We start from the raw sequence: 11476 nt of genomic DNA, 5'->3' as shown, positions 1-11476 counted from the left end.
TTACACGAAGGGAGATAGACCTATGACTGCTCATCCATTGCAGGACCAGCTGCGGCGGCCGATCCATGATTTGCGGATTTCGGTAACGGACCGGTGTAATTTCCGCTGTTCCTACTGCATGCCGAAGGAAGTGTTCGGTGAGGATTATGCCTTCCTCCCGGCAAGCGGGCTGCTTACCTTTGCAGAAATTCTCCGGCTGACGAAGCTCTTCGTCTCCCTTGGCGTAAGCAAAATCAGGCTTACCGGAGGCGAGCCGCTCATGCGGCGGAGCCTGCCCGAGCTTGTTGCCGGAATCCGCGCTATCCGTGGTGTCGAAGATATGGGGCTGACGACGAACGGGGTACTGCTGGGCGGGCAGGCATTGCCGCTCTATGCTGCGGGACTCCGCAGGCTGAATGTCAGCCTGGATGCTCTGGAGCCTGAGCTGTTCGGCAGAATGAACGGGCGGGGTTACAAGCCTGGAGCGATTTTACGACATATTGATTATGCCGTAGCAGCCGGCTTTGAGGTCAAAGTAAACATGGTGGTACAAAGAGGGGTGAACGAATCGGAGATTGTGCCGATGGCGGCCTACTTCAAGGATAGAAATATAACGCTGCGCTTCATCGAATTCATGGATGCCGGCAACGACAACGGCTGGAGCTATGAGAAGGTCGTTACCAAAAAAGAAATTCTGGAGCGCCTTCAAGGTGCTTTTGTGCTGGAAGCCCTGGAGCACCATTATTTCGGCGAGGTTGCGCAGCGTTATGGCTACAAAGGCAGTCAGGCGCAGATCGGCTTTATCACTTCCGTATCCGAATCCTTCTGCTCCTCCTGCACGCGGGCCCGGCTGTCTTCCGACGGCAAGCTGTATACCTGCCTGTTCGCATCGGACGGCTTTGATCTCAGGGCAATGCTCCGCAGCGGTGCGGATGATCAACATCTGCTGGCTGCCATTAGAGATGTCTGGGAGAAGCGCGTTGACCGCTATTCCGATGAGCGGACAGAACAGACCGCGGGGAACAGAACCAAGATCGGCATGTCCTATATTGGAGGTTAAGCACAGAACGCATTATTCAGCGGTTGAGCGGGCAGGAATGCAGCCTGAAACTACATTGTATATGACGGGAGACGAACTGAACTTATGAACGGAGCACAGCTGCTGATTGAGATGCTGATCGAGAAAAAGATTGAGACCCTGTTCGGCTACCCCGGCGGTGCCGTATTGCCTATATACGACGCGCTCTATGATTGTGACCGGATTCAGCATGTGCTGGTCAGACACGAGCAGGCTGCGGTCCATGCTGCGGACGGATACGCAAGAGCGACGGGACGCCCGGGGGTAGCCCTTGTTACCAGTGGTCCTGGAGCAACCAATGCCGTCACCGGAATTGCTACCGCCTTCATGGATTCGGTTCCGTTAATTGTCCTCACCGGCCAGGTATCCACCGAGCTTATTGGTCTGGACAGCTTTCAGGAAGTGGATATTTACGGAATGACGATGCCGGTTACCAAACACAATTATATCGTAAGGGAGATCAAGGAGCTTCCAAGAATTATACATGAGGCGTTCCATGTGGCGACAACAGGACGGCCCGGTCCGGTTCTGATCGATCTGCCGAAGAATGTCATGAATGCGGAGTTCATTGCAGACAATGACTCCTCCGGCCAGCCCTCCCCGCCAGTTATCCGGGGGTACCAGACCGAATATTTCATAGACCCAGCGGATTTTCAGCTGGCGGCAGAGCGGCTGAACCGTGCGCAGCGGCCGCTTGTGCTTATTGGCGGAGGCTGTATTCAAGGGGAGACCCCGGCACTCCTGAAGGAATTCGCTGAGCAGCTGGGACTTCCTGTAGCCAGCACGCTGATGGGCCTCGGAGCTTTCCCGTCCGGACACTCCCTGCATCTGGGCATGGTCGGGATGCATGGAACAGTAGCTGCCAACCGTGCACTCCAGGGTGCTGACGTTGTGCTATGTCTCGGTGTGCGGTTCAGTGACCGGGTAACGGGCAACCGGAAGGCGTTCTCACCGGGTTCCTATAAAATTCAAGTAGATCTGGATACCTCCGAGCTGAACAAGAACATTCCTATAGATCTTGCGGTCACCGGTTCTTGTGCAGATTTCCTTAGCGGATTACGGGGACAAGTACAGGCAGCGGAGCATTCCACCTGGGATCAGCAGATCATGGCCTGGCTGAAGCGTCCGGTGAAATCAACCAAGAGCCAGGATGCCAAGATGACTCCACAGGAAGTTATCGGATGCATTCAAAAGGCTACAGCGGGCGATGCGATTATAGCCACAGATGTCGGCCAGCATCAGATATGGACGGCTACGCATTACGAGTTCTCGGAAGCACGTTCGTTCCTGACCTCCGGCGGACTGGGCACCATGGGGTACGGCTTGCCTGCTGCAATTGGCGCCGCTGTTGCTTTTCCTGACCGCCATGTGATTTGCATTACAGGGGACGGAAGCTTTCAGATGAATATGCAGGAGATTATGACGGCTGTTGATCATGGGCTGAACGTCAAGGTGGCTATCTTTAAGAACGGGTATCTGGGGATGGTAAGACAGTGGCAGCAGCTGTTTCTGGGCCGGCGGTATTCCTCGGTGCGGATCAGCTCTCCGGATTTTGTCGCCTTGGCGGCGTCCTTCGGCGCCCACGGGTTCCGGGCACGCACGCTTGCTGAAGCAGAGCAGATTATTGAACTTGCGCTGCATACGGAGGGGCTTGTTGTTATGGAGTTCGATATTACCGAGGAGAGCAATGTATACCCCATTGTGCCGCCGGGATCGAGCAATCAGGATATGATTGTGGAATAGCATTATGCTGCAATCAGGAAGCTCCTCTACCGTGATTACCGGCAGAAGAGCTTCCTGATTATACGTTTGGGGTTATTTTATACACTAGAAGTACAGCACAAGCACAGACACATATAACATAACGGAGAAGCCGATCTCGATGATTCCGGTACGTTTGGCAGTGATGCCCGTCTTAGGCAGGATGGCCGCCCGCAGGAGCAGGATTAGCAGCGGAACCAGCAGAGACGGAAACAGGAACAGTCCGGCTGCTGCAACCAGCAGATGATAGAGCACAGAGCCGTAATAGAAGCGGATATTGTTCCGTTCACGGATGACGGTTTTGACATATAATGCGGTTCCTGTGAAGTACAGCACGGCCAGCACGAACAGCTCGGTCGCAGTCTGCCAGCTCCCGCCCTGACCGACATAGAAGACCGGATATATGATCAGGCAGAAGGCCACTATGGCCGAGATGTCATTGAGCAGGGCCCGTTCATTTTTGGTTTTGGCATAATAGAGATTCACAGCGAACAAAGGCACGAGCGGCAGAACAAACCATAACAGCACAGGCTCAGCTGCCACCAGATAGATGATTAAAGGGAGCAGCAGAATGCCATACAGCTTCAAGGGCTGGGCATAACGCTTGAATTTCCTTGTCTTCACCCCCTGCAGCAAAGGAAAACTGAACAAATAGATCAGCAGCCAGCAGACAAACAGCGGAATATGTATAAGCTGCCCCCGGGATGCGGCTACCCCGAACAGAAAGGGCAGAACGAGCATCGCCCAGGCGCCGTGCTGGTTAGGAATATATTTCTTCATACTAAACATGACCTCCTACCCTGAACTATCATGGCATGTGAGGATGCCAGACTCCTTAACTATACTTTTTTTGATGGGGGACGCGGGTGATTTGAAGCACAAGATATGCACTGCTCCCCAGGGTTATCACTGAACGTTATTATGACGAAGGAGAGGCTGCAACGTGACTATGGAATCTCATCATGCAGCAGTACGGGGACCGGTTCCTGTACTGCAAATTGTCGGTTATAAGAATAGCGGAAAAACAACCCTGGCCTGCCGCATAATCCGCGTCTTATCCGCCCGTGGGCTGCGTGTCGGGTCGGCCAAACATGATGCTCACCACTTTGAATTGGATGATCCGGGCACAGACAGCAGCAAGCATCTGCTGCATGGTGCAGTTGAAGCTGTACTGACCTCGTCAGAGGCTACAAGAATCATGCGGAGGTCCGAAACCTCATTGGAAGACATCGCAGCATCTATGTACGGTAAGGTTGATCTGCTGGTTGCAGAAGGCTTCAAGTCTGCGGATTATCCCAAAATCGCATTAATCCGCAATGCAGACGAGATGATTCTGCTGCGAAACCAGACTGCGAATATATGCCTATGGCTGAGCTGGGAGGAAAACGCGGTTGAGCACCGTGCAGCCTCTCCGGTCAGCCCGAATACTATCCCTGTACTGCCTCTGCAGGATCAAGCGCTTATTGATGAAGAAGTTCTTTCACTGGCTTTGTCACTTCTCTAATCCAATGGAGCCGGAATACTTACGGGAGGTGCTTGATTTGCTGACTGGAATCATACTGGCAGGCGGACAGAATTCCCGGATGAAGGGCCAGAATAAAGCGCTCCTGACCTATCAAGGGGAGCGTTTCGTGGATAGACAGCTGAAGGAATTGCGAACCGTCTGCTCTAAAATTATTGTTGTTACGAACGATGCTTCTCCGTACATGGATTACCCTCCCCAAGGAGGTATCCGGTATCTTCCGGATATCTGTGCGGGGCATGGACCGATGAGCGGGTTTCATGCTGCTTTTGCCGGGGTGGAGACGGAATATGCCTGGGTTGTGGGCTGTGATATCCCTAAGATTTCCGCTCCCGCCGCTTCGTGGATGCTTACCCGGCTCATGGAAGGGAACTATGAGGCTGTTCTTCCCCTGATGAATGGCAGACATCAGATGCTCCATGGGGTATACCGGCCGCACCGGATCCTGGCAGATATTATTGAACGAATGGATACACGGCAGTACCGGCTATCCGGATTATTAGATTCGATGCACTGGTTAGGGGTAGACAAGGACGATCTTGCTGGTGCGGGTATACATGAGGATTTCACTGCAGATATTGATACACCTGAGCAGTATAAGGACTTGCTGCACGCAGATATGGAAAGGGAGTGATCACTTGGGCAGTTCATTATTCGAAATTACAGATAACCCGATTCAGCCGCAGGCGGTGTCTGATAAAGTTCTGCGGAGAGAAGCAGGAGCTGTCACTTTATTCATAGGTACGGTAAGGGAGCTCACGCAGGGTAAGCGGACATTATATCTTGAATATGAAGCGTATCCGCTTATGGCGCTCACGCAATTGGAACGCATCGGGCAGGAGGTCAGTGAACGCTGGCCGGATACCAGGGTTGCTGTGACACATCGGGTAGGAAAGCTTGAAATTATGGATATCGCTGTGGTGATCGCTGTATCTTCGCCGCACCGTAAGGCTGCTTACGAGGCAAATGAATATGTGATAGACCGGATTAAACAGATTGTACCGATCTGGAAAAAAGAAACGGGCGAAGACGGCAAAGCATGGATTGGCGACCAGCTGAATCAATGTGCTTATCCGGAAGGCCGGCCCCTCTTGCCGGATATTCCTGTGGAAGACAGGAAGTAAAGAATCCGCAATTCGCGATCCGATGAACTATCGGATCGCTGATCTGAATGCATTAAGGGAGCTCCGTAACGGGGCTCCCTGTTTTTTTATATCCCGGATATACGCAAAGCGGTGCAGAGATAGAGCGCGGATACCCGCAGGCTCTACTTCTGCTTGTTACAAGTACTCGCACTTAAACTCTGTGAACTCCGCCGAAGCATCTTCCCCGCAAGCGTACAGTCCGATGAGTACCCCTGTAAATCCTCCGGCCACCTCGGAAGAGAGGTATCTGGTCTGGGCCGTGCCGAGGGGGATTTCACCGTGTTTACTACTAATGAAGAAGCTGTAGCGCTCCTTACCGGATTTGATCAACAGCGTGGCCTGATTGTCACTGCCCAGATTCACTACATGCTGGATGGATTTCACATCTCCAATATTGAGGCGTTCGATCACCCGGTACTGCGCCCCGTCTTGGCGGATTGCCAGATCATAATGATGATTCTCATCCATATAGAGTGTGAAGCCGGCTTCTCCGCCTGTGAGCGTTACGTTGCAGGAAATCACCGCGTCGAAATCCCGTTGGCGGAGGCCTATAAAGGTCGGGGATGCCGGAACATCCAGTGTTACTTCTGTGCCTTGTAACGTCAGCTTGTCTTGTCCCAGTAGATACTTCTCTGTGGCCGGATGGCGGAGATAAGCCCAGTCCAGATTCCAGTCGGTATTCTCAAAAGTATAGCTCTTCTTCTCCTGCTGAACCACCGTGTCCGGAATGCGGTCAGTCTCGAAGCTCAGGAGAACCGTTCCGTTATGCCCGGCTGTAAACCAGCCGTCTTCGCCGAAGGTCACCGGAGTAAGGAACACTTCGCGGCCCAGATGGTGGTAAGTGAGCCAGCGTCCGGTTTGCCGGAATCCCAGATGCAAGAGCCACCAGTTCCCGGCGTCATCCTGGATCAGATCGCTGTGCCCGACACCCTGCAGCTCGTAACCGCCCAGATTGCGGTTGGTCAGGACAGGATTCTCCGCATAGGCTTCGAACGGGCCGGAAGGGGAAGTCCCCCGCGCATAAGTCGCCATATGTCCGTATTCGGTTCCGCCTTCGGCTGCGAGCAGGTAGTAATACCCGTTGATTTTATAGAGATGAGGGCTTTCCAGATAACGTCCGCCCGTTCCCTGCCAGATAGACTGGCTTGGCGATAGCTTGCTGCCCGTTTCAATGTTAATTTCACACTGAATCACACCTGGAGTGCCGTTATCGTCCAACCCGTTGCTCATAAACAAAGTCTTGCCGTCTTCGAAATACAAATCCGGATCGATTCCGCCCTGATCGACATAGACCGGTTCCGACCATTCGCCGTAAATATCGTCCGTCCAGACATAGAAGTTCTGGTGGGTCGTGTCATTGGTAGTCACCATGTAGAAACGGCCGTTATTGTGGCGGATGGTAGGGGCGAACACGCCGCCGGAGCTGCTCACCGTACCCAGCTGGATCTGGCTCCCGCGGGTCAGGCAATGGCCGATTTGCTTCCAGTTAAGCAGGTCCGTGCTCTCGAAGATGGGCACTCCAGGGAAATACTGAAAGGAGCTGCAGACCATATAATAGATGCCGTCCACTTTGCATACGCTGGGGTCAGGGTAGAAGCCTTTGATTACCGGATTGTTGTATTTCATACATACACCTCTTCTATAAATTCATATATATATAAATTCAATATGATCACTTCTAAGGAAATTAAACACCAACTTGAGATTCATAGCAATAGATTAAGCTTGTCTGCGGGATTTAAATCGGTTAAATTAATAGAAATATGAATTCAGTGATCAGGAGAAAATCATGATGATAAAAGCGGACGGGAAACCGGAGTACATGCCTTTATACGAGGCGCTGGCCAGTGAAGTCAGGTGGAGAATTATGAGCCTCATTGCCGAGTGTGAAATGAATGTGAAGGATATCGCGGATAAGCTTGCGCTCAGCCCGTCCATCGTTACCCTGCACATCCGGAAGCTCGAAGCCGCAGGGCTGACCGGAAGCCGCAGGGTCCGGCTGAACGGGGGGACGCATAAGCTGTGCTTCCTCAAAGCAGCAAGCATTGATATCCAGCTGCCGTCTTCCCGCAAGGACGCGAAGATGCTCGAGCAGAGCATTTCTGTGGGTCATTATACGGCGTTTGAAGTTCATCCAACCTGCGGGCTGGGTACACATGAGATGGAGATCGGGGTATGGGATGATCCGCGTTATTTTCTGGATCCCGAGCGGGTTAATGCTGCGATTCTATGGTTTGGCAGAGGATACGTGGAGTATAAAATGCCCAACTATCTGGCCGCCGGCCAGACGGCGGACTTCCTTGAAATATCCATGGAGCTGGCTTCGGAAGCGCCTGGCTTAAGAGACGAATGGCCGTCGGATATCGGCTTCACGTTTAACGGTGTGTTCCTTGGAGCCTGGACGAGTCCGGCGGATTTCGGCAGAGCGGCACGCGGCAGATATACGCCGGAATGGTGGCACCGGAATGTGAATCAGTACGGGCTGCTCAAGACGATCCGCATTGACGCTTCGGGTACTTTTATAGATGGAGTGAAGATGTCGGAGGTGACCATTCAGGAGGTGAAGCTGCATGAGCCGTTCTGGACGCTTCGGTTCACGGTGGACGAGCAGGCAGAACATGTAGGCGGATTGACGCTGTATGGGGCGGGCTTCGGCAATCACGACCAGGATATTGTGGTTCGGGTATATCTCCGGTAGGTTGCGGCAGAACAGGCAGTACAGTACACTTTCAGTAACCGGTGATGCCGGTCAGGCTTAAGGGATCACATTGAAGAGAATACTTCGGATAAAGGGAGTGTTATATAATGAACGCAGAAATGGTCATGCAGGAGCTGGAAGAGCTCGGTAAGGAACGAACCAAGAAAATATACAGCTCGAATGGCGCGCAGGAACCGCTTTTTGGTGTAGCTACCGGGGCGATGAAGCCGATTTTCAAAAAAACTAAAATTAATCAGCCGCTGGCTGAAGAGTTATATGCGACGGGGAATTATGACGCGATGTATTTTGCCGGGATCATTGCCGACCCTAACGGGATGACGGAAGCCGATTACGACCGGTGGATGGACGGGGCTTATTTCTATATGCTGTCTGATTTCGTGGTGGCCGTAACTCTGGCGGAGGCGGATATTGCCCAGCAGGTTGCTGATAAATGGATCGCGAGCGGGGAGGACCTGAGAATGTCGGCGGGCTGGAGCTGTTACTGCTGGCTGCTGGGAAGCCGCCCGGATAAGGAATTCTCTGAGAGCAAGCTGGCCGGTATGCTGGAGCTGGTGAGCAAGAGTATTCATGAGGCGCCGGAGCGTACCAAATATTCAATGAACAACTTCCTGTACACCGTAGCCGTATCCTATTCGCCGCTGCATGATCTGGCAACGGAGACGGCGAAAAGGATAGGCCCGGTAGAGGTGGGCAAGGACAAGCCTGCAGGCAAATTCATTAATGCCTACGACAATATACAAAAGGCGGTCGAAAAAGGCCGCGTCGGATTTAAGCGCAAGCATGTGCGGTGCTAGGAAGGTATCCGCTGAATCTAGTACTTTAATTAACATCTGCCTCCTGACGTGGGCAGGTGTTTTTTTGTTGGGGCGGAGTTCACGATTTGTAAGCCGTCTGCAAAATACGTTCCACCCACGTCAACCCTGTTCCACCCTGTTCAGCACATGCTCAAACCACGTTTAACCTGTTTTTTGCGGCTGGAATCCGGTTGCCTTTATAATCCTGCACAGTATACAACCTTATCCTCCTAATGCCGTACATAATCGCCAATTATTGTATTAAATGCAGCATTTCTCCTCCTCCAAGCGGCTTGTCAGGAAAATTCTTGTATTTCGTACAACAATCCGGCCGAAACCCCCGCTAGCCAGGAGCCCGAGTTGCAAAACGTACAACATTTCCGGGCTAAGCTTCGGCGGCCGCAGGCCCCGGGAACCGGGGAGCCGCCCGTGTGGCGCTATGGCTGGACCGCTAGTTGTATCGCATGGTTTTTACATAACGAGATCAACAGAGTACTGTCTGTTGGTCTCTTTTGCTGCGGAGCCCGGGATAAATAATTGTCACGCCTCAGGCTGCTCAAGTGTTATATCTATAGAAACAGAAGAAATAGAAGAAAGGAGACCAACGTGGATTCTATCGAAGAGAAGATTGGGAGAATACAGGCAGGAGAAGCCCACCTGTACTCCGAAGTGATCAGGCTGTACCAGCAGCGGATATACCTCTACTGCTTCCGGCTACTGAACAGCAAGGAAGAGGCGGAGGATGCGGTGCAGGATGTTCTGATTAAGGCCTACCGGAATATCGGGCAATACAAGCCGCAGGCGGATTTCGTATCCTGGCTCTACAAGATCGCTTACCACCATTGTCTGAACCAGCTGCGGCGGCAGAAATTTCAGCTTCAACTGCGCAAGCTGCTCCGGCAGGAGGTTGCAGTGGACAGCGCCGAACAAATGGTGGAGAACCGCCTGTTCAGCGAGCCGGTCTCGGCCGCCCTGGGGAAGCTTGATATGGAAGACCGGAATTTGTTGATTCTGCGTATTTATGAAGATAAATCGTTTGCAGAAATCGGCGAAATTCTGGGTGTTAGTACGGCTACCGTACGCAAAAGATATGAACGGACCAGAGACAAGCTAAAAAAAGCGATTGAGAGAAAGGAGAAACAATTATGGCCAAGAGTGAATTGACCCCGGAGGAGCGGTTTCTGAAGGACGGAGACCGGTCTGCTAATTATATCTCCGTTGATGTACATGACCCGGTAATGAAAGCGCTCGGGCTTGGAGGGACTTTATCTGCTGATGAAGAGCAGACAACGGTGCAGACGCTTCCGCCAAACGGAGGTGCTCCTAACATTATGCGCAGGGTTGAGACAGAAGCCGGAACGGGACGTAAGCGGAAGCGAATCCTGCGGATTCGGGTGCAGGGCTGGGTGGCGGCACTCCTTGTGGTAGTGTTGCTGGGCGGCGGTTATACCCAGTATTCCGGTGAAGTCCGGCAGGGGGCTGGGGCTCAGTACAAGGTGCTGCCCTATAAGCCGCTTCCGGTGACGGCATCAGGCGGCATGATAGAGAAGGCGAAAGAACCCTTGATGCCCTATACTCCTCAAGCACAGCCGGGTATAGAGGATGAAGCCTACCAGGAGAGTAAGCTCTACAGCCAGAAATATTCAAAAGGGCACGAACTCATGAAGGAGTTGCTGCTTCCCGGAGAGTATGCCACCTATGTAATTGCGCGTGAAGACCGGCAGGAAGAGGGGAGTCTTAACATGTACCTTCCACCGCTCACGTTCAAGGAGTATGCAGCTTACAAGACCAGCGTAGAGAAGCACAACATTCCGCTAGTGAAGCAACCGGCGTATATGCCGGAAGGGTATGTCTTGGACGAGGCAATCATCAAGCCTTCTTTCCTAAAGGTCCCAGATGAGAAGCAGCTTGAGGGCGGAAACGAGAGAGACCTGGGGGACAACTTCCGGCTGATCTGGAGAGTAGAGAAGGCGGAGAACCTTGTCTACCAGTATTCCTCGCTGATATACAAGAAGGGGGAGACTCAGGTAAGAATTGGTGTCTCACGTGTTGATGACAATTCAGGAACGGCATATCCGCTGCCGTGGAGCGAAAAGACAAAGGTGGAGAATGTTGAGATAGGTGGCAAGCAGCTCATTTATCTCGATGACTCCAGCAACACAGAGCTCGACTTGGGGTATAAGTATAAACTGGTTTGGTCTGACCCCGAAGCGCAGATCATCTATTCCGTGGCGGTTGGTCAGGAGAATTCGGAGTTAACCAAGGATGATATCATCCGCATTGCAGCCAGTATGATAAATTAGACGAATGCAGATTGGGCGCTCAGGGCTGTCCCGCTATCTATGATAGCGGGACAGCCCTCGGGCATTTTTTATATCCGAAAGATTGCATTTCCGGGAGATTTTAAAATAAATCGTGCATTGCCCTTATATAAACTTCAATTCCTAATTGTTACTATAGCAATGTAGCAAGACAATA

The 11476-nt window shown here is 52.3% G+C and carries 11 protein-coding genes; 9 read left to right on the top strand and 2 right to left on the bottom strand.

Features of this window, described 5'->3' with window-relative positions:
- Positions 1-22 precede the first annotated feature (22 nt).
- Entirely contained in the window at positions 23-1039 is a 1017-nt protein-coding gene (gene moaA, locus MKX70_RS31440; protein WP_042233687.1) for a GTP 3',8-cyclase MoaA, read from the top strand.
- Between the two features lie 84 nt (positions 1040-1123).
- Complete coding sequence (ilvB, locus tag MKX70_RS31435; protein WP_042233688.1) at positions 1124-2800, top strand: biosynthetic-type acetolactate synthase large subunit; 1677 nt, start codon at positions 1124-1126, stop codon at positions 2798-2800.
- Between the two features lie 84 nt (positions 2801-2884).
- On the opposite strand, the gene MKX70_RS31430 is transcribed toward ilvB, so the two are convergent.
- Positions 2885-3598: a YwiC-like family protein gene (locus MKX70_RS31430; protein ID WP_042233689.1), complete on the bottom strand. Its 714-nt coding sequence runs from the start codon at positions 3596-3598 to the stop codon at positions 2885-2887.
- Positions 3599-3767: 169 nt separating this feature from the next.
- Between MKX70_RS31430 and mobB the strand changes: the two genes are divergently transcribed.
- From mobB to MKX70_RS31415, 3 genes are read left to right on the top strand one after another with little or no spacing between them, the layout of a single operon-like run.
- Entirely contained in the window at positions 3768-4322 is a 555-nt protein-coding gene (mobB, locus tag MKX70_RS31425) for a molybdopterin-guanine dinucleotide biosynthesis protein B (RefSeq protein ID WP_042233691.1), read from the top strand.
- Between the two features lie 37 nt (positions 4323-4359).
- Positions 4360-4974 carry a molybdenum cofactor guanylyltransferase gene (gene mobA, locus MKX70_RS31420; protein ID WP_042233694.1) on the top strand — a complete coding sequence of 205 codons (615 nt, stop codon included), beginning with the start codon at positions 4360-4362 and terminating at the stop codon, positions 4972-4974.
- Between the two features lie 4 nt (positions 4975-4978).
- Complete coding sequence (locus MKX70_RS31415) at positions 4979-5464, top strand: molybdenum cofactor biosynthesis protein MoaE (protein ID WP_042233696.1); 486 nt, start codon at positions 4979-4981, stop codon at positions 5462-5464.
- A 156-nt stretch (positions 5465-5620) separates the two neighbouring features.
- Here the strand turns inward: MKX70_RS31415 and MKX70_RS31410 are convergent, their stop codons facing one another.
- A complete protein-coding gene (locus MKX70_RS31410) occupies positions 5621-7111 on the bottom strand; it encodes a glycoside hydrolase family 43 protein (protein WP_042233698.1) in 1491 nt (496 codons plus the stop codon).
- Between the two features lie 166 nt (positions 7112-7277).
- On the opposite strand from MKX70_RS31410, the gene MKX70_RS31405 reads away from it, so the two are divergent.
- The 4 genes from MKX70_RS31405 to MKX70_RS31390 all read left to right on the top strand — a co-directional run bounded on the left by MKX70_RS31405 (position 7278) and on the right by MKX70_RS31390 (position 11301).
- Entirely contained in the window at positions 7278-8183 is a 906-nt protein-coding gene (locus tag MKX70_RS31405) for an ArsR/SmtB family transcription factor (protein WP_340790243.1), read from the top strand.
- Between the two features lie 107 nt (positions 8184-8290).
- Positions 8291-8998, top strand: a complete 708-nt coding sequence (locus tag MKX70_RS31400) for a DNA alkylation repair protein (protein ID WP_340841511.1) — start codon at positions 8291-8293, stop codon at positions 8996-8998.
- Between the two features lie 606 nt (positions 8999-9604).
- Positions 9605-10162: an RNA polymerase sigma factor gene (locus MKX70_RS31395; protein ID WP_340841510.1), complete on the top strand. Its 558-nt coding sequence runs from the start codon at positions 9605-9607 to the stop codon at positions 10160-10162.
- Positions 10144-11301 (top strand): hypothetical protein, encoded by a 1158-nt coding sequence (locus MKX70_RS31390; RefSeq protein ID WP_340841509.1) that lies wholly within the window; start codon positions 10144-10146, stop codon positions 11299-11301. The genes MKX70_RS31395 and MKX70_RS31390 overlap by 19 nt, the downstream gene beginning before the upstream one ends.
- The last annotated feature ends 175 nt before the right edge of the window (positions 11302-11476 follow it).

It is taken from the genome of Paenibacillus sp. FSL R7-0312 (assembly GCF_038004445.1).
Lineage (GTDB): Bacteria > Bacillota > Bacilli > Paenibacillales > Paenibacillaceae > Paenibacillus_AQ.
The sequence above is the reverse complement of the archived record's forward strand: the minus strand, read 5'-3'. Positions and strand labels throughout refer to the sequence as shown.